Raw genomic sequence first — 18,401 nt, 5'->3', positions numbered from 1 at the left:
CAGGCGAAAATAAGAAAACACATTAACGCATTTGATACCCTAGGCGCATGATGGAATCAGTGTAAGCACCAATACGATTCAGCGTGAATGAAGTAACACCAATCAATTAGGAAAATAAATGGCAGAAGTTGCAATTGAGAAACTCTCGATAGTTATTAATGATTTGCTCAGCGCTGAATATGAGCATGATATCGTTCATATTATGGACACTGCCTCTGAGGCATTAGTAGACGATCAATTTGCGCTGTTAATCGAGGCGATTCCTCCTGAAAAACGTCTAACAGTTTGGTCAACGTACCCGAATGACAAGCAGCGATTAGCATTTGTGTTAATGGGGAAAGATACTCGTAACTGGCTAATTAGGGCGTTAGACGATGAAGTTTGTTTTGAGTTACTGTCCCAACTTGATGCAGAAGAAGTATTGGAGATTGCTGAAGAAATTCCCGATAGATTTCTTAATTATGCGATCAAACACCTCGATGACTCGCAAAGAAAGCTTTATCAACAAGCACAACTTTATACGGTAACACAATTAGGCCACTGGCTAGATTATCAATATGTACGTATTTCTGAAAAGTTAAAGGTGGCAAGTGCAAAACTACTTTTGCAGAAGGGACTAATGCCCTATACCGAGGAGTTTTATTCGGTAAATAAAGAAGGCCATCTAGTCGGGGCTGTGCCTGTAAATACGCTATTGCAAGCATCAGATAGCAACATGATGAGTGAATTAATCGAGCGTGACATTGTCAAGCTCAACGCGTCTGACGACATAGAGGACTGTGCTGAGAAGGTCATTCTATCGGGCAAAATGGCGCTACCTGTTGTGGATGACAATAACCATTTTCTCGGTCGTTTTACGATTGCACTGGCCTATGAAATTAAAGATGAGTCACAAACAGAAGCGGCAAACAAAGCGGCAGGTTTGAGAGCGGACGAAGATTTATTTTCAAGCGTGGCCAGTAGTGCTAAAAACCGTGGTATTTGGTTAGGTGTGAACTTGGCGACCGCGTTTTTGGCATCATGGTTCATTGGGCTTTTCGAAGCAACTTTACAGCAAGTGGTCGCCTTGGCTGTGCTGATGCCAATCGTGGCTTCGATGGGCGGCGTTTCTGGCAGCCAAACACTTACTGTCATTGTTCGTGGATTGGCACTAGGGCAGGTGACAGATGCTAACCGAAGAGCTCTGCTAATAAAAGAGCTTCGGGTTGGTGCAGTTAATGGTATTATATGGGCGGTTGTCATCGGTGGCATAACCTATTTCTGGTTTAACAACATTTTGTTGAGTGCTGTGATTTCAATTGCCATACTGCTAAATTTACTGGCTGCGGCAATGTCAGGGGTCGTAATTCCTTCTCTCTTGAATAAACTTAAAATAGACCCTGCGTTATCAGGGTCAGTCATTCTAACTACTGTGACTGATATTGTGGGTTTTGTTGTTTTCTTGGGGTTAGGTAGCTTAATGTTACTTTAAACCTAAACGCATTAATTAAAGAAAGGAATTACTATGTCGGTCGAAATGTTAACTTGGATTGCGATAGCCTTTTGCATCAGTCAATCTGCCATCTTTTCGGGATTAAATCTCGCTTTTTTTTCACTCAGTCGTTTACAGTTAGAGGTAGAATCTAAGAAAGGCAATAAAGCGGCAAAGAAAGTGCTGGCGTTGCGTGATGATTCAAACTTTTTGCTTGCCACTATTTTATGGGGAAATGTCGGCATTAATGTTTTGCTTACGATGTTATCTGACTCTGTGCTGGCGGGCGTGAGTGCTTTTCTTTTTTCGACTATTGCGATAACCATCATTGGTGAAATTACCCCACAAGCGTATTTCTCTCGTAACGCGCTAAAAATGGGCAGTTTATTAGCTCCAGTAATTCGTTTTTACCAATTCTGTTTTTACCCTGTTACGCGTCCAACTGCTTTTATTCTCGATGCGTGGCTTGGCAAAGAAGGCATTACATATTTTGCTGAGAGTGAATTACGCAATATTATACGTCAACACATCACAGCTGAAGAGGCTGATCTCAATCATGTTGAAGGCATAGGCGCGCTCAATTTCTTTGCGCTTGATGAAATAGACGTTATTGAAGAAGGTGAAGTGTTGGATCCCAAGTCTATTATTTCATTGCCAACTAAATTAGATTTGCCTATTTTTCCTGACATTACCAGCAGTCCACAAGATCCATTTTTAGCGCAGCTCAATCTGTCAGGACATCGGTGGGTCGTATTAATTAATGATAATGGTGATCCGCTATTAGTGGTTGATGCCGATGGTTTTTTACGTGCAGCACTATTTGAACCAGAGACTTTTGAGCCTTACAATTTTTGTCACCGTCCTGTTGTACTCTTAGACGAAAATACTTCACTCAATGAAGCGATCCTAAATATAAAAGTAAAACGCTCTATCGACAAAAACTTTGATGGTGTGATTGAGCATGACATGTTGTTAGTGTGGGGAGAAAATAAACGCATCATCACAGCCGCTGATATATTTGGCCGTTTGTTGAAAGGTATGCTACCTGAAACATTACAAAAGAAAACCAGCGACAAAGCCCCTGACGAAGACAAAAAATAAAGGGGCTATAAATGAATATAGCTCATAACGAACGACTAAATGCCCGAATGCTGCCCTGACAAGCTAGTTAGCAATATGATCTAAATGGCTGATGGCATCACGAAACTGTTCATCTAATTCTGGGTGTGTAAGTACGCCCTTTTTTACATCAAAGTTGTCGTAAAAACTGGGAATCGACATACTGGCCTTCACCTCGCCGTTGAAATAGGGCATTGATTGCTTGGCGGCTGCTAATACGCTTGCTCCCCCTAAGGATCCAGGAGACGTTGAAAGCAATACCATTGGCTTCCCTTGGTACACTTTCGGTTCAATGCGTGAACTCCAATCGAAAAGATTTTTATAGGCAACGGTATAAGTACCATTGTGCTCCGCAAATGAAATAATTACCCCACAGCTTTGAGCAATTTTGGCGAGGAAATCTTTAGCAAGTTGTGGGTGCCCAATTTCAGCCTCTTTATCTTGTCCATACAGTGGCAATTCGTAGTCATTCAAATCAATGATATCAACCGAAACTTTGTTTAATAGCTTGCTGGCATACGTGACTAAGTGTTTGTTGATTGACTGCTTATGATTGGTTGCAGCGAATGCAATGATGCTCATAATAGATTCCTATACTTTGCAGAAAGTTAATCAAGTATAGCATTGACATTGCAACGTCAATTTCGTTTATACTAAGTAAACAATGTGACGTGGTTACGCAACTATGTTAAAAGCTTGTATTAAAATAATTCTTACATGTCTATTATTGTTTGTATCGCTTGCCAAGGCTGAACAGACACTGAGAATAGGTGTTGGCAACTTTCCGCCGTTTTTTATTGAAGCGGAAGAAACTGGCATTTTTATCGAAATTACCGATGCAATCTTTAGTCACTTTCCTAAATATAAAGTTGAATATGTCTTCATGAGTAATCATCGGCTATTGTATGAAATCAATTCTGGTAAAATCATCGACGTTGCGTGTAATATTTTCCCTGGTTCAAAAGCCAAAGCACATCTCTCAGAACCTGTTTTTCGCTATCGTGATGTTGCCGTCACCCGAAAATCAGCCAATCTCATAATAAACGACGTGTCTGATCTGCAAGGTAAATCAATTGCTGCTTACCAAGGAGCTAAAGAATTACTTGGTGAAACTTTTAGGGCGGTGACCCATAAAAGCACGGAGTATTCTGAACACGCTCACCCCAGTGAAACAACCAATTTGTTAATTAGTGGAAGTAAGGATGTTCGTGTGGGCGACGTGAATATTTTTTGGCACGATCTCAAAAATAAGCATCATATTAGTGGAGATAAAGCGGAGGCTAGTAATTATACTGTGCACTATATTTGGCCAGATATCTATTCTCATATGGCGTTCGTTGACGAGTCATTACGTGATGAAGTAAACAAAGTGATTATTAAGCTACGTGAAGACGGTACGTTTAATCAAATTTACGAGAAGTATAAATTACAATAATAGCTTTTATGTCATTCGCTAGCGAGTTTCATGCTTATATTGCCTAAATAGCCGGTATCCACGCCAAACCAGACAAGCCCTCTTTCTTGATCAAATATCATGTGTCTAATGGCTCCTCCAGAAGGAATCGGCGTTGAGGAAATAAACTTCTCTAATTGCGTATCAAAAACCACAACACGGTTGGGAGAAACGCCTGTTTCAGCAATCCATAACCTGTCCTTATTATCAATAGTCATGCCGTATGGTCGGCTATCTGATCCTGAAGGCAAAGGCCATTCACTAAATTTTTGCTGTTTAGGGTCATATTTGCCAAGTTTGTTGCCGCTATAATCCACATACCAAACATGATTCTTCTGACTGATTGCTAATCGTCTCGGACGAGCATTTTTTCGTGGAATTTCTACTAAATGCGACTCAAATGATTCTGGATTTACGTAAAGTAAATAGTGAGTGCCAAATAAGACTGTCCATGGGCGATTGCTCTTGTCGACAACAATGCCATAGGGTCTGGCGTTATTCAGCGGAATGGGGATTGAAACAACTTCGCCAGTTTTGGGATCAATTAGCCCGACTACATTACTATGTTGAGCGGTAAACCATATCTGTTGTTGATGGTTAAAAACCAGAGTATGTGGATCAGTTATTGCCGTAGGCATAGGAAATATCACAGGTTTGTTAGCGTTAGGTAGGAGTTTACCAATATGGGCATCTCTATTGCCGGCGTACCAGACGTTCCCTTGTACATCTATGATCAAATTATGTGGATGAGCACCTTCTGGCAAAATGATGCGTGTCATTTTCTCTGTTTGTGGATCAAATCGCGCAATATAGTTTCCCGATTGTCCGCAAAACCAAATTGAGCCGTCAGGGGCTACATAGGGATCTCTAGGTCTACCTCCCCATTCGACATGCCACTCATTCACCTGAGCCAATGAAGGTAAATTGCCGTTGGTAGGTGTGCCATTAGCCCAAAAACTAAAGGCAATGGCAATGAGCCATAATCCTAGCTTTATGTGTATGGTATGGAAACTTATATTAGAGCGCATATAATTTTGAAAAGTGGGGAGCATAAACGCACCTGTTGATTGCCGTTGTATTAGTATAGGAAATACTTGCGCATAACAGCGCCAATTACACTCATATTTTCAATGGAGGATGAGATGAAAAAGCAAATATCATGTGATGCGCATGATTATTTTGAAATAGTCGCCATGCGAAAAAGTCAGGTCTTAATCAAGACGCAGTCGGGAGATTCCTATTCCGGCATTGCTAACGACATTGTGCGGGAAAATTCGGTTGAACAATTGGAATTAGTAAGCAATGAGCAAACATTTTATATTCCCCTGATCGAAATTATTCAACTAAATGCACGAAATAATAAAGTAGCACAACACAATTTTTCAGTAGATTTTTCAGGTGATTAGAGACATTTTTTTAGTTATTACATCGTATAGCAACACAGAGGAGGTAAAATTTATTTGTTGTTTACTGACACAATCGCAATTCTTGAAAGACCAATCTGTTATCTCATTTATTTATCAGAGTTAAAAGATGCAGCAGGAATTTGAACATATCATTTCGAACAATCAAGGACGTATTCGCTATATAGCATCCAGATACAGCCGTCCTGAAGAGTTCGATGACATGTATCAAGAAATTTTGTTGCAGCTATGGCGCAGTTTTGAATCCTTTGAAGGCAGGGCTGCACGAGAAACGTGGGTATACAAAGTGGCGCTAAATACTGCATGTACCTTTGTTAAAGGCACGATCAAGCAAAGAAACATTAAGTCGTCAGCGGCATATCAACCTACTGCTACAAGCGTACCAGCGCAAGATAGCTGTCAGGCGGATATTTTACATAGCTTTATGAATCAGCTTAATGATACAGACGCCAGTATTCTGATGATGTATTTGGACGGTTTATCTTCTGATGATATGGCCGAAGTTGTTGGCATAACTGCCAACGCGGTGCGCGCCAGATTAAAGCGGATAAAGAAAGAATTTGAACAACAGTATATTGGAGAGTAACGATGAAATTCGACGATTTGAAACAAAATTGGCAAGAATCAATTGCGCAGCAAGACTCTTCAGAAAATTTATCGGAGGTTATTGCAGTGTTAGCAACAGAAACAAAGAAACTAGACAACCATGTTAAATACAGAGATATATTGGAAATATCGATTGCCATATTCTTAATTCCTTTTTGGGTATATGGTTTGATGAACAGTGTAAGTACAATGCAATCGTTGGGCTGCATATTGGCTATCATTTCCAGTGTTTACATTCCATATCGCTTAATTAAAGCCAAAAAAGTGCCCTTGGCTAAAGATAATAGTGTGCGAGAATATTTGTTAAGTGAACAACAGAAAGTTGCACAACAAAAGGCGCTTCTAGAATCAATCGTTTGGTGGTATATCACGCCAATTACAGTAAGCGTTTTACTTATAACGCTTGGTGCGAATGTTGACGCTTCAGGTTTACCGCAGATTAACCAGCACATGATGATTTATTACGCTTCGGTGGCTCTATTAGTTGTGGGTATTTATTTGCTTAATATGCGAGCGGCTAAGAAAAGGTTCGGCCCAATTCTAGAAAAAATTGAAGAACGGCTTGCCGAGTTGGAAAGCTAATCCACGGTCACTAAATAGCGCGAATAGCGCCTCAAAATAAATATCCACTTCAAATACTCAACGAGCAGAATGTCTTTGTAAGGTCGCAGTACGTAAATGCGTCTAACACGTTTTGCTCATTAATTCAGGAGAGAGACAATGAAATCTAACAAAATACAGGCAACAGTAGTGGTATTAGTTGTACTTTTCATATGTATCACCGCAGGCATTTAGCCAACTAATTAACATAATAATCAGTAGGTAACATAGCTTTCAATTTGGGTCACGAGTACTCAATTTCAAGCTAAAACATGGTCTAAATTTTTAATTCTGTGACATTTGTCGCATTTTGTTCTTGCATTGTTGTGACATCTGTCGCACTATAATGTGGTTCGTTATTCAGGATTAATGTAAAAAGGTAAAAGGTAATGCAACCGACTGCGCCCGAACTAGAAATTCTTAAATTACTTTGGCAAACACAACCACGTACTGCGCGAGAATTACACGACGAAATTAATCAGCAATTTGATTGGAGTTATTCATCGACAAGGAAAACCTTAGAGCGCATGGGCGAGAAAGGATTGGTAACAACAGATACCCTAGGCAATCGCAAAATTTATCATGCGAATGTTGAAAAAGTGCCAACGCTAGCTGGATTTGCACAGGATTTTGCGAAGCGTGTGTTAGAACTCAAAGGACCGCTACCGGTAGCGATGTTTGCCGATAGTGAGCTAATGGATGATAAGGAAATTGCCGACTTGGAAAAATTACTCAAAGATCTGGCTGACAATGATGCAAACGACAACGAGAATTCTTAAGAGGAAGTAACATGTTAGATCACAGCATCATTAACCAACTCCTGATGCCACTCTGTATGCTTATTGGTTGGAGCGGTATTTTATATATTGCTGCGCGTTTCGTTGAGCAATGTGTGCCTAAGGTTGCTAACTGGTCTCGATTCTGGCAACTATTGTTTATCGCTGCATTTGTGCCGTTGCTACCTGGTTACACTTTAAATTCCAGCCACACTATTTTGAAATTTGTGCCTGATTGGGCGGGGGAATATAGCGGCCAACCATTATCAACGGTGGATTTTTCTTTACTGGAGGTTAGCTCTACAGTTGAGATCTTGAGCATTTTATCAGTCAGCATATTGGCAATTACTATTGGCAGTTTGTATTTTGTCGGCCAATTTTTCGCAAGATTGTGCAAAGTTGTAATGCTTATCAAACAATCCACTCGTTTCAAGGATTTCAGTGGATTAACGGAACACCAAGCTCAATGTATTTCGACGTATAACATACGCGTATATGTGAGCAAAAATCGAATATCACCCTTCGTGTTTGGGTTGTTCAATACATATTTGGTGCTGCCGCAAAGCTTCTTTGAGTTATCAGAAAGGCAGCAAATGTTATTGCTTGAACATGAGTTAAACCATGTGAGGCGAAGAGATCCACAAGCGGTACTTATCATGCAAATGTTGGCAAGTATCTTTTGGTTTAATCCATTTTTACGATTCGTCGAGAGACGCTATACGCAAGTGATGGAATTAGAATGTGACAAGCAGGTCATTGTAGGTCATCCAACGCAAAAACTTGCGTATGCCCAAACGCTAATTGCCAGCTTAAAAAAGTGGCACGCTTGTGAACAAGCTTCATTGGTGTCGCATTTCACGGATCAAAAGCTAACAAAGGCGTTTTTTGAGCAGCGAATTAAACGAACAATGACTACTGCACCAGCAAGCTTTTTACACTATAGACAAAAATGGCTGCTGTTATTCATCTCATTAATGCTCATTCCGCTTTCTGTATTGGCCAAACCTTTCGTATCTATTGAGTTAGTGTCTGTAGACAATGAGAAATGGCAAGTGCCAGTAATTAATGCACGCTTATCTTCGGATTTTGGGCATATCAATGCATTTCGCAGCAAGCACCCGCACAAAGGAATGGATTTCGCAGCGTCTATTGGTACCTTGATTCGAGCATCTGCTGCAGGAAAAGTGATTATTGCAGACAATTCGAGCCTACACCGAAACTATGGCAAGGTTATAGTGATAGAACATAGTAATGGGTTGCAATCCTTATACGCCCACATGGATAGCTATGACGTATCTGTTGGTGATTACGTTTTGGCCGGTCAGATGATTGGTAAAGTGGGCGAAACGGGTAGAGTCACAGGGCCACATTTACACTTCGAAGTTATTCGTCAGGGAGAGCGCATTGATCCCAAGACGCTCATTGGTATCATAGATGTTGCGGGTGAATATGATTAGTTTTTCGGTATAATCCGCTAACAATTACAACAATATATCACCCGCCGACAATAAGTAAGGTTCATCTTAATCTGAATTTTTATTTCAATGAACCAAAGGAAATCTATGAAAAAGTCATTGTTATGTGGATTAGCAACACTGCTATTCTCTTTAAGCTGCGCTGCAGGTCAGGTATATACTGCTTTTCCAGAAAAAGTAGAGCCGAGTCAAACTTACGTATTTTATTCCCATGGGTTAATAGTTGAGGGCGACAACCCAACGCCTGTTAACCCGCGCTGGGGGACATATGATTATCCCTCAGTAAAGCAAGCGCTAGCGGATGAAGCGTATAACTTAATTGCCTATCATCGCCCGAAAGACACAGATCCAGAGGATTTCGCGCGAAAGTTAGCATCTGATATCGACCGTTTGGTACGCAAAGGCGTAAGCTATGAAAACATTGTGCTGGTCGGTTTTTCTCGTGGCGGTGAGATAACAGCAATCACATCCAGTATAGTCGCATCCGATAAAATGAAATCGATCATACTGGCAGGATGTGCTGGTTACGTGAAAAACAATAAAGCCCTTCAAGTGTACGGTAATGTATTTTCGATATATGAAACCTCTGATGAGGTGGGCTCTTGCCAGTTCTTAATTGATCGTAGCACTGCAGTTACGGCTTTTCAGGAAATTTCCATTAGCACAGGAAAGGAACATGGCGCTTTTTATAGGCCGATTGATGAATGGATAGTGCCAGTGAAAAACTGGATCACTACGCCTTAATTTCAAGAGTAATAGCATCTAGTAGATAAAAATATGGCAATAACATTGTTGCTTTGTTATCGCCATATTACGCTTTGCTAGGAAGTCTTTCGTTTAATACCAAACCGTATAAAGCTAGTCATTTGATAGCAGGTGACCATAGAGTTCGTATAGTCTTTCAGGCAAATAACTTGCTTCATGCGGTACATTGGCCATTTTTGATAATGACAAAGAGGCTGCACAATTGTCGTAATGTTGTGTAGTTGTACCAGAACTGTTATTGGTAACACCTTGTTGTTCAACCGTTTCAAAGGTTTCATTACAACCATTCTTATTCAACCAGTGGGCAATAGTTGCGTTAACTGACTGAATCGCACCAAAATTTCGACCATCGTATGGTACATCATTGTCTGATAGGCTATGCATATGGTGTATGCGAGTAGGTGTAGACGTTGAACACGCTGCAAAATCACCACGATACTGACCAGCAAGGGCAATGACACCCGTTAATTGCTCTGGTATGTGACAAGCGAGCGTATATGCCATAAAACCACCCGCAGAGTAACCAAAAACATAGACCTTATCAGAGGTGACGTTGTGTTCACTTACTACTTGTGTAAGGAGCTCGGTAATAAAATCAACGTCTTCGTTTGACGTTTGGCTGGTTTCATTGCGACTCAACCAACCCCATGTTTGTACGTTACCTTTAGGTGCGACAGCAACTAAATTATGTGTGTCTGCCACCATCTTTGCATCGAAAATTGACATCACTTTAGACGCCGAGCCAGGAGCGCCGTGTAAGAAAAGTGCAATTCCGTCTGGGGCGTCAGAAGGCTTATAAAGAATACTTTCTCTACTGCCTGTGGTAACACAAACTTGGTCATCGCCAAGTGCTGAACCTGTACACAATTGCGCTGCTGGCGGAAGTGGGTTGGTAGAACCGCCACCTGGCGTTTTGGTTGATTCGCCACCACCGCAACCGGTTAGTACGACGAATGCGCTGGAAAGTAATATCGTTTTGTTAAAAAGACTGTTATTGCTCATTGAGTCATTCCCTGTTTTTATTTTGAGTGCACATAGTGTTAAGCTTCAACAGATAAGACAATTTTTAAAAGATAATGAAAAAGTAATCATTTCATAATGGTAATAAATTCAATTAATTAGGTTTGTTGATGAAGTTTTATTTTAGCGATGTTGTTGTTGACGAAGCATTGTTCTCAATTACCAAAAACGCGCAGAAGTTAGAAGTTGAACCAAGAATTTTTACACTGTTAGTGTATTTTTGTCGTCATCCCAATATTCCAATTTCTCGTGAACAACTCATCGAACACGTGTGGGATAGTCGAATCGTTAGTAACGCAGCAATTAATCGTGCGGTAAGCGAATTGCGCAAACTGATAGAAGAAAACCCTAAAGCGCCAACAATTATTACGACCATTAGTAAGGTTGGTTATCAATTTTCTATTACGCCAACAGTTGAAGAGCAAGTGTCGACTGCACAAGATCCTACACCTCAATTAACGGAAGCTGCTGATGTTGATAGTAGTGATGATGCTGATACCAGAAAGCGCAATGGAGAATTACGCCAATCAGTAGCGTATGAATCGGAAACTGCTGAGCATAGTGTAGTCGACAGCAACACGGTCAGTCATTCATCTACTCTGTCTAGAGTTAGGGTGGCGACATTATTGATGTTGTTAGTCACTGTTATCGGAGTGGGAGCCTGGTTGATTGGACAACAGGATGTGCGTGAACAACACAAAGTTGATCACTTTAGTGTAAAAGAGTTGCCCCTTACATCGCTAAAAGGTGCTTCGTTTAGAGCAAAATATGCAAAAGACGGTGAACAGCTGCTTTTTCTACACAAATCATCTGCTAAAGATAATGTTAATATTTGGTATCAGTCACAATCACATGCGCCCTATCAATTAACCAATGATGGTTATTACTATACTTATGCTATTTTTGCTGGTGAGCATCGAATTATTGCGTCTCGTTTTAACAACTTGCACCAAAGAACATGTGAAATTGTGGCAATTGATATTGAAAAGAAAGAAGTAACGCCAATTATCGACTGTGCAGAAAGAGCAATAACTGTACTGGCATATCGCGCTAGTACTGACACATTGTATTTTAATTTCCGAACCGAGCTTAATACACCGTATTCTATTTATAGTTATCATCTTGCCACCAAGCGTTTTAAGCAGATAACGCTGCCGTACAGTGGTGGTAATCTTAGAGGGGATTACATGTTGGCGCTGTCGCCAGATGAAAAGAGCTTGGCAGTACTTGAGTATCAAAGCAATAGTACTTCGTTGATGAAGTTCATTGATTTAGATAATCAGCACGAAACTTATCATCAAACGGCGTTTAGCGCTTTTTCAAACATAGCGTGGCTTTCTAAAAATACACTGGTTGTTGCTGATGGTTCTGGGCTTAAACAATATGGTGTTGACGACCAATCTATTCGTGTACTGATCACGAATAGAGATATTGGTTACGTTTCCACCAATCTTAAAACAGGGGCCATAGTGTTTGATAAGAGTGATATGGTGGTCAACTTATATCAAGCGCCTCTTGCGAAAAATGGTGAATCTAACAGTTTGGACATTACCGCCAATGCTGCGATAACTCAATCGAGTTTTACTAACTATTCTCCGTGGTTGGCTAATCGGTCGCTGAAAAGTGCGTACGTGAGCTCGGATAAAGGGGACAGTACAATCATGATCCGCCAAGTTGACGGTAAAACAGCCGATACGCATTTTCCTGCAACCATCAAAAGTATTGGCAATGGACATTGGTCACCTAATGATAGGTATTTGGTTGCCGGGCTAAATAACCAATTGTATGTGTATGATGAAGCTGCTGCACAATGGCAGAGTTATTTACCTGACAATCACGCCATTCATTATGTACATTTTTTGAATGACAACAAAGTATTGTATAGCACAGATGTTGATGGCGACTGGCAAATATGGCAGCTGAATTTAACGAATAACCTTACCAAAAAAATTACCCATGCAGGAGGCTATAGCGTTCAGGCGAGTGACGATGGTGTAACACTTTACATGACTAAATTTAATCATGCCGGGTTATACCGTCACAATATCGAAACTGGAGAAGAACATATCGTGTTACCTGAATTTCAGATAACCTCTTGGGGGCGCTGGCAGTTACGAGGTGACACTATCTATTATCTGGCAAGTGATGCGCTAGAAGCTTATGAAACGTTAACAAATGAGCGATATTCGGTGTTGAACTATGCTCAAAATCGACCGTTGTCGTTCTCGGTTGCCCATGATCAGGAAACTGTCTTTCTGGACGTAACTGAGTCATCTACGGCCAATATTTGGCAAATGAATATCGACCAAGCGCAATTGAGCGCCAAATAGGAAGTCTACATGAACTGGTTAGCGATTTTAAAAGAAGTGCAGCAGGAAGTGACCCCGTTCTTGGGAAGTGGCAAGGTAGCAGAATACATTCCTGCCTTAGCAGAAGTAGATCCCATGCAATTTGGTATGGCGATCACCTTAAATAACGGTCAAACCTTTGGTGTTGGCGCATATGAACAAGCTTTCTCAATTCAGAGTATCTCTAAAGTATTCAGCTATACCTTGGCATTGCGTGCTCATAAAGATGACTTATTCAAACGGGTTTGGCGTGAACCATCCGGTAACCCATTTAACTCGCTCGTTCAGCTGGAATACGAAGCGGGTATTCCCCGAAATCCGTTCATTAATGCCGGTGCGATTGTGGTGTGCGACAGTATCCTTTCATTGCACCCAGAAAAAGGGAAAGCATTGCGTCATATCCTAGATTTTGTACAACAATGTAGCAATGACTATTCGATATCGACAGACCCCGCTGTTGCTGAATCTGAAATGGAGCATGGCTTTCGTAATTTAGCGCTGGCTAATTTGATGAAGAGCTTCGGCAACCTAGATAACAATGTTGAAACCGTCTTGGAAACTTATTTTAGTCAGTGTTCAATCGAGATGTCTGCCAAGCAGTTATCGCGCGCGATGCTTTATTTGGCAAACGATGGCATGGATCCGATTTCAGGGACCAAGTTTATTAGTGCAGCGCTCGCCAAACGTATCAATGCCATTATGTTAACTTGCGGACACTACGATGCTTCTGGTGACTTTGCATACCGAGTCGGCTTGCCGGGTAAGAGTGGTGTAGGGGGGGGCATTGTCGCTATCGTACCGGGCAAAATGTCTATTGCTGTTTATTCACCTGCACTTAATGAATTTGGTAATTCATTGGTGGGGACTAAAGCATTAGAGCTATTTGCTGATAAAACTGATGTTTCGATTTTTTAAAAAGGCGAAAATATTTACTTAGGGGAGCATGTGCCCCCCTAATAGTAAATTAACCTAATACCATGTTGGTTAAGCCATAACTTAACCAATAGCCAATGGAGTAAGCGACAAGTAAGTATCCTGCCATTGACAAATAGCTGATAAAGTTTAACTCCTTCACTTTACTCATCGCGATAATGCCGGCCGCTGAACCGATAACGAGCATTGAACCGCCTACACCCGTAGCGTAAGTAAGCGCCAACCAATCGGTGGTTTCCATCGCAATGTCAGCTTTAAGTAGGGCAGCTGTAAGTGGAACATTGTCTAATATTGCAGACAACATACCGAGCAAGTAGTTTGCGACGCTGGTGTCCATGATGCGATAGATGCCCGTCAGTTGGTTGAGTACACCTATTTCCTTAAGCATACCGACGATGAGTAACACACCTAAGAAAAACAATAAGGTATCGAATTCTATTTCTCGGATGTAATTGAGAATACTTTGGTTGGTTTTTCGAACCAAATATTGGGCAATGAGGAACATGCAGCTCAAACCGAAGAGGAAGGTCAATACTGGCGGAATCTGGTAGATAGCATTCAGTGCCAGCGTTGAGATGATAGTCAATAAGAACACGCTAGCAATGATTTTGTCGTTACGTTCGATAGGTTTTGATGAGGTATCGAAATATAGTTGGCCGCGCATATTACGCGCCAGTAGGCCGGCAAGTACCAAGACTGCGAATAGTGAAGGGAGAACTAATAATAATAAGTTAGCAATACTCACCTTGCCATCGAGGAAGATCATGAGTGTGGTAACGTCACCTGTTATTAACGATACACCGCCACTATTAACGGCAAAAATGATCAGCGTTGCATACTTGAGACGCTGCCGCGCTGGCACATCGAGCGAGGCGATTACGGCGACAGAAACGAGCGTTGCGGTAACATTATCGGCAAATGAGCTGAACAAGAAAGCAAACCCCCCAATTAAAAACATAAACTTACGTTCGTGCATTTTCTGGGGTAGTAATCCCTGTACGAGATTAGAAATAAAGCCTTTACTGTTGAGGTAGGCAACAAAGGTCATTGCAGCCATTAAGAACAACCAAAGCGTTGCGATCTCTAACAAGTTTTCATTGAGTTGATGACTGATTATTTCAGGCGTATTGCCGTGCATTGGGAATAAATAAGCGAGTAGCCAACACAAGGTGCCAATAAACAGCGTAGATTTTGCTTTGTTGATGTGGATTACTTCTTCAAAAATCACAAGAAGCAATGCGATAAAGGCCAAAAGACTGATAACCAATGTCATTTTCGTTCCTAAATTTGGGTGGTTCAGCAGTGTGGAAATTTTGATGGCGCGATGGTAAAGCTTTTGCTCTAACAAATAAATCGAAATTGATAAAAATGTGTAAATCATCGCTACTTATTTAGATGAGGATGGTTGTTTTTAGAAAATAACTATCACCAAGAACGTGCCATTGACTTCGCCTACGTATCACTATGTTTTCTTATATGAAGGCGAATTTAGCAACTACACTGAGATTACAACGAATCGTCAAATTTCATATTTGGCTATTGAATATTGGCCTGATAATCGCAATTTAAATCATAGGCAATGGAAGAGCGGACTACTCTTCTATGGTTACTGTAGAACATGCATGAGGTAGAGAAAGTCGTTGATGAAGAATAAAGATTTATATACACAGTTTGGTCGCCAAATCGTGAGCCGCACTTTACGCTCAGCGCGTCCATTTTTTGTGGGTATTAATGGCTGTCAGGGTTCGGGAAAATCCACCCTGTCTCAATTTCTGGCAACATATATTCAATCTAACTTCATGCTCAATGTAGTGGTTTTATCTCTTGATGATTTCTACCTTTCGCGCGCTGAACGACAGCTGAAAGCAGACGCTGTCCATCCTTTGTTTGCCACGCGTGGCGTGCCGGGTACACACGATGTAGAACGGCTAAAGAATACTATTCAGGCGCTTGCTCGGCGCGATATCAAGATAACCTTACCGGTGTTTGACAAAGGCACAGACGATATCTTACCTCGTTCGCAATGGCGTTCGGTCAATCAGGCGCCTGATATTGTCATTATTGAAGGTTGGTGTTGGGGAGTTCCTCCGCAAAATGAGCAAGAATTGCAAATGCCTGTTAATGCCTTGGAGTCGACGCAAGATGAAGACGGCACTTGGCGTAAGCATGTAAATGATAGCTTAGCACAAGGCTATCAACCGCTATATGACTTTATCGATCATTGGTTGTTTCTGCGCGCACCCAGCTTTGATGTTGTTAAACAGTGGCGACATGAGCAAGAACAACCGCTATTGGCACAACAAGCAAAACAGGCAATGTCAGAAAATGAAATTGCAACGTTTATACAATATTTTCAAAGACTCACTGAGCATGGACTGCGTGTATTCCATCAGTATGCGGATACTATTTGGCATTTGGACAGTGAGCGCAATATTGTTGGGATCAATAAGTCTGATTGAGACTAAAGGCTTAGGTTTGTTGTTTCTTGATTGGTCTGACATTATCAAGCGGCTCTTCTTTATACACTTGCACTTGGTTTCTTCCTTGGATCTTCGCTTGGTATAGAGCTTTGTCCGCTTGTTCTAACGCCAGAGCTTGGCGTGTTGTAGAAACATTGTCGATAAAACGTAGGCCGATGCTACCAGTAACTACCGTCTTATCAGCAACGGTTGAAAAGCGATGTGGAATAGCCAATGCTTCGATACTGAACCGGATTTTTTCTGCAACTTCTACTGCATAGTCGTAACTTGTATCACATAGTAATACGACGAATTCTTCTCCACCGTATCGTGCGAGAATATCGCCTGGTCTGCGTGCAATTTGGCAATAAGTAAGCTGAGCGGCTATTTTTTCTAAACACTGGTCACCTTTCTGATGGCCAAAATTGTCGTTGTATTGTTTAAAACTATCGACATCGAGCATGATGATGGCGATTGAAGTTCGTTGTCTGAGGCTACGTTGCCACTGTTCGGCAAACACCTGATCAAACCTACGACGATTGGCAAGTTTGGTGAGTCCGTCGGTAATGGCAAGAATCTGTAGCTCTTTGTTGGCGCGAGATAATTCATCTTGTGCATCGAGTAACTCTTGAGTGCGCTCCGCGACCTTCGCAGCAAGCAGGTGTTTATCATCTTGCATTTGCTGAGCAGATTTATTGAGCAATGAGAAAATTACCCGAAGTACTACATAGCCAACGACTAATGTGAATACGATAACGCTGATAAAAATATTGCGTGTCTGTATATAAGACGTCAGCGCTTCATCTTTATTAATCTCCGTGGCTAACCCCATACTCAGCGTGCTGTCCCATAGCCACGAGCCGAAAACTTCGACGCCACGATAGTCGCGGTAGCCTGTTACGTCATGACCGCTTAAACCACGTACGGCTTGTTCTGCCATTTTGGTGAGCGGTCGAAGTTCGTTGTTCGTTGTCGGTTGATGACCTTCAAGTAAGTTTCCACCCGGATCGGTAATGTAGATATTCATCATGCTGTCTTCACCCAATGAAATTTGGTTGGTGCTTTCCAGATGATGTTTAAAACGGCTCTCAGTTAACAATAAGCCACTACGGTCAAATGCATAGGTTTCGCCTGACTCACCAATTCGCCCAAGTTCACTGATATTAGAGAATTGCGTTTTGGGGTCGACAAATTTAGCCAATAGTGCAATTACATTTTCCTGTTTATCTTTGATTGTGGCTGTAATGAACATCGCAGGCACAAATTTTTTGCTGCTTGGGTCAGGCGTCTTTATTCCCTTGATGATGTAGTTATCATCCTTAAAAGCTGCATCCAGTTGCGTAGCCGCCAGTTGGTCGATAATACTGCGTTTGCCGATTTGGTCGAACTGATTGCTTGATATATTAATGCGCTCTACAGAAATGAGAAAAAAATCTCTGTTGTCATAACGTTTAAGCATGCCGGACACGATATCAAATAATGACATGGCAATCGGATGATACTGTTCAAACGCTACCTGATTATCGAAAGCTTTAATTAACTGCTGTGTTTGATTGACAATCTCAGGCGCGGCGACGATGGCATCCAACGTGCTTTTGCGTTCTTGAATAACTAAATGTTGGGCTTCTTGAACGGTTTGTAATACGGTATGAAGAGAATCACGCATGCCAAGAGCAGTGCGATGCTTGATATCCATTAACGCAAGGGCAGCGGCCGAAATAATGAGAATTACGGAGGCGATATAAAGTGAAATGCCAATGAGGCGTTGGGTTTTATAGTCTTGCACCTAAGAAAGTTCTCTTGTCTATTACTACATATTACGGACAAGCTTCCTACTACTCAGCGATGCTCCCTATCTGTTGTTCAAGGTTCTCGCGCTCAAAAATTTAGCGCTATTAGGCTTTCACGCTTAATGATCAAGTATAGACGTGAATTTCAATTAATGTAATTCA

The 18,401-nt window shown here is 41.4% G+C and carries 17 protein-coding genes; 12 read left to right on the top strand and 5 right to left on the bottom strand.

Translation table 11 applies throughout. From position 1 onward, the window contains the following. The first annotated feature begins 118 nt into the window (after window positions 1–118). Together ACSLUK_RS05470 and ACSLUK_RS05465 are read left to right on the top strand one after the other, a co-directional pair. Window positions 119–1,471 carry a magnesium transporter gene (locus ACSLUK_RS05470; protein WP_448547520.1) on the top strand — a complete coding sequence of 451 codons (1,353 nt, stop codon included), beginning with the start codon at window positions 119–121 and terminating at the stop codon, window positions 1,469–1,471. A 33-nt stretch (window positions 1,472–1,504) separates the two neighbouring features. Next, window positions 1,505–2,572, top strand: a complete 1,068-nt coding sequence (locus ACSLUK_RS05465; protein ID WP_448547519.1) for a DUF21 domain-containing protein — start codon at window positions 1,505–1,507, stop codon at window positions 2,570–2,572. 63 nt (window positions 2,573–2,635) lie between these two features. On the opposite strand, the gene ACSLUK_RS05460 is transcribed toward ACSLUK_RS05465, so the two are convergent. Then, window positions 2,636–3,172, bottom strand: a complete 537-nt coding sequence (locus ACSLUK_RS05460) for an NADPH-dependent FMN reductase (protein ID WP_448547518.1) — start codon at window positions 3,170–3,172, stop codon at window positions 2,636–2,638. Window positions 3,173–3,275: 103 nt separating this feature from the next. Between ACSLUK_RS05460 and ACSLUK_RS05455 the strand changes: the two genes are divergently transcribed. Further along, entirely contained in the window at window positions 3,276–4,025 is a 750-nt protein-coding gene (locus tag ACSLUK_RS05455) for a substrate-binding periplasmic protein (RefSeq protein ID WP_448547517.1), read from the top strand. A gap of 11 nt (window positions 4,026–4,036) precedes the next feature. Here the strand turns inward: ACSLUK_RS05455 and ACSLUK_RS05450 are convergent, their stop codons facing one another. Next, window positions 4,037–5,095 (bottom strand): Vgb family protein, encoded by a 1,059-nt coding sequence (locus tag ACSLUK_RS05450; RefSeq protein WP_448547516.1) that lies wholly within the window; start codon window positions 5,093–5,095, stop codon window positions 4,037–4,039. 90 nt (window positions 5,096–5,185) lie between these two features. On the opposite strand from ACSLUK_RS05450, the gene ACSLUK_RS05445 reads away from it, so the two are divergent. From ACSLUK_RS05445 to ACSLUK_RS05420, 6 genes are all read left to right on the top strand, one after another. Further along, window positions 5,186–5,449, top strand: a complete 264-nt coding sequence (locus tag ACSLUK_RS05445; protein ID WP_448547515.1) for a Rho-binding antiterminator — start codon at window positions 5,186–5,188, stop codon at window positions 5,447–5,449. A 127-nt stretch (window positions 5,450–5,576) separates the two neighbouring features. Continuing rightward, window positions 5,577–6,053 (top strand): RNA polymerase sigma factor, encoded by a 477-nt coding sequence (locus ACSLUK_RS05440; protein WP_448547514.1) that lies wholly within the window; start codon window positions 5,577–5,579, stop codon window positions 6,051–6,053. A 2-nt stretch (window positions 6,054–6,055) separates the two neighbouring features. Beyond that, a complete protein-coding gene (locus ACSLUK_RS05435) occupies window positions 6,056–6,655 on the top strand; it encodes a hypothetical protein (protein ID WP_448547513.1) in 600 nt (199 codons plus the stop codon). A 407-nt stretch (window positions 6,656–7,062) separates the two neighbouring features. Beyond that, window positions 7,063–7,452 carry a BlaI/MecI/CopY family transcriptional regulator gene (locus ACSLUK_RS05430; RefSeq protein WP_448547512.1) on the top strand — a complete coding sequence of 130 codons (390 nt, stop codon included), beginning with the start codon at window positions 7,063–7,065 and terminating at the stop codon, window positions 7,450–7,452. 11 nt (window positions 7,453–7,463) lie between these two features. Next, window positions 7,464–8,906 carry a peptidoglycan DD-metalloendopeptidase family protein gene (locus tag ACSLUK_RS05425; RefSeq protein ID WP_448547511.1) on the top strand — a complete coding sequence of 481 codons (1,443 nt, stop codon included), beginning with the start codon at window positions 7,464–7,466 and terminating at the stop codon, window positions 8,904–8,906. Between the two features lie 105 nt (window positions 8,907–9,011). After that, window positions 9,012–9,668 (top strand): alpha/beta hydrolase, encoded by a 657-nt coding sequence (locus tag ACSLUK_RS05420; protein WP_448547510.1) that lies wholly within the window; start codon window positions 9,012–9,014, stop codon window positions 9,666–9,668. Between the two features lie 114 nt (window positions 9,669–9,782). On the opposite strand, the gene ACSLUK_RS05415 is transcribed toward ACSLUK_RS05420, so the two are convergent. Next, complete coding sequence (locus tag ACSLUK_RS05415; protein WP_448547509.1) at window positions 9,783–10,691, bottom strand: CE1 family esterase; 909 nt, start codon at window positions 10,689–10,691, stop codon at window positions 9,783–9,785. Window positions 10,692–10,819: 128 nt separating this feature from the next. Between ACSLUK_RS05415 and ACSLUK_RS05410 the strand changes: the two genes are divergently transcribed. After that, the gene (locus ACSLUK_RS05410; RefSeq protein WP_448547508.1) at window positions 10,820–13,039 is read left to right on the top strand and encodes a winged helix-turn-helix domain-containing protein; all 2,220 of its coding nucleotides are present in this window, start codon (window positions 10,820–10,822) and stop codon (window positions 13,037–13,039) included. Between the two features lie 9 nt (window positions 13,040–13,048). Further along, window positions 13,049–13,972, top strand: coding sequence for a glutaminase (locus tag ACSLUK_RS05405; protein ID WP_448547507.1), 924 nt, complete (start codon window positions 13,049–13,051; stop codon window positions 13,970–13,972). Window positions 13,973–14,021: 49 nt separating this feature from the next. Here ACSLUK_RS05405 and nhaD read toward each other — a convergent pair whose 3' ends face one another. Beyond that, a complete protein-coding gene (gene nhaD, locus ACSLUK_RS05400; RefSeq protein WP_448547506.1) occupies window positions 14,022–15,263 on the bottom strand; it encodes a sodium:proton antiporter NhaD in 1,242 nt (413 codons plus the stop codon). A 370-nt stretch (window positions 15,264–15,633) separates the two neighbouring features. On the opposite strand from nhaD, the gene ACSLUK_RS05395 reads away from it, so the two are divergent. Further along, the gene (locus ACSLUK_RS05395) at window positions 15,634–16,449 is read left to right on the top strand and encodes a kinase (RefSeq protein ID WP_448547505.1); all 816 of its coding nucleotides are present in this window, start codon (window positions 15,634–15,636) and stop codon (window positions 16,447–16,449) included. A gap of 10 nt (window positions 16,450–16,459) precedes the next feature. Here ACSLUK_RS05395 and ACSLUK_RS05390 read toward each other — a convergent pair whose 3' ends face one another. Further along, window positions 16,460–18,235 (bottom strand): GGDEF domain-containing protein, encoded by a 1,776-nt coding sequence (locus tag ACSLUK_RS05390; protein ID WP_448547504.1) that lies wholly within the window; start codon window positions 18,233–18,235, stop codon window positions 16,460–16,462. Window positions 18,236–18,401 lie beyond the last annotated feature (166 nt).

The sequence above is a fragment of the Thalassotalea fusca genome, from assembly GCF_053485835.1.
The sequence above is the reverse complement of the archived record's forward strand: the minus strand, read 5'-3'. Positions and strand labels throughout refer to the sequence as shown.

Coding starts and splice junctions, on each gene's coding strand:
- ACSLUK_RS05470 (WP_448547520.1), top strand. CDS start 119: ATGGCAGAAGTTGCAATTGAGAAACTCTCGATAGTTATTAATGATTTG.
- ACSLUK_RS05465 (WP_448547519.1), top strand. CDS start 1,505: ATGTCGGTCGAAATGTTAACTTGGATTGCGATAGCCTTTTGCATCAGT.
- ACSLUK_RS05460 (WP_448547518.1), bottom strand. CDS start 3,172: ATGAGCATCATTGCATTCGCTGCAACCAATCATAAGCAGTCAATCAAC.
- ACSLUK_RS05455 (WP_448547517.1), top strand. CDS start 3,276: ATGTTAAAAGCTTGTATTAAAATAATTCTTACATGTCTATTATTGTTT.
- ACSLUK_RS05450 (WP_448547516.1), bottom strand. CDS start 5,095: ATGCTCCCCACTTTTCAAAATTATATGCGCTCTAATATAAGTTTCCAT.
- ACSLUK_RS05445 (WP_448547515.1), top strand. CDS start 5,186: ATGAAAAAGCAAATATCATGTGATGCGCATGATTATTTTGAAATAGTC.
- ACSLUK_RS05440 (WP_448547514.1), top strand. CDS start 5,577: ATGCAGCAGGAATTTGAACATATCATTTCGAACAATCAAGGACGTATT.
- ACSLUK_RS05435 (WP_448547513.1), top strand. CDS start 6,056: ATGAAATTCGACGATTTGAAACAAAATTGGCAAGAATCAATTGCGCAG.
- ACSLUK_RS05430 (WP_448547512.1), top strand. CDS start 7,063: ATGCAACCGACTGCGCCCGAACTAGAAATTCTTAAATTACTTTGGCAA.
- ACSLUK_RS05425 (WP_448547511.1), top strand. CDS start 7,464: ATGTTAGATCACAGCATCATTAACCAACTCCTGATGCCACTCTGTATG.
- ACSLUK_RS05420 (WP_448547510.1), top strand. CDS start 9,012: ATGAAAAAGTCATTGTTATGTGGATTAGCAACACTGCTATTCTCTTTA.
- ACSLUK_RS05415 (WP_448547509.1), bottom strand. CDS start 10,691: ATGAGCAATAACAGTCTTTTTAACAAAACGATATTACTTTCCAGCGCA.
- ACSLUK_RS05410 (WP_448547508.1), top strand. CDS start 10,820: ATGAAGTTTTATTTTAGCGATGTTGTTGTTGACGAAGCATTGTTCTCA.
- ACSLUK_RS05405 (WP_448547507.1), top strand. CDS start 13,049: ATGAACTGGTTAGCGATTTTAAAAGAAGTGCAGCAGGAAGTGACCCCG.
- nhaD (WP_448547506.1), bottom strand. CDS start 15,263: ATGACATTGGTTATCAGTCTTTTGGCCTTTATCGCATTGCTTCTTGTG.
- ACSLUK_RS05395 (WP_448547505.1), top strand. CDS start 15,634: ATGAAGAATAAAGATTTATATACACAGTTTGGTCGCCAAATCGTGAGC.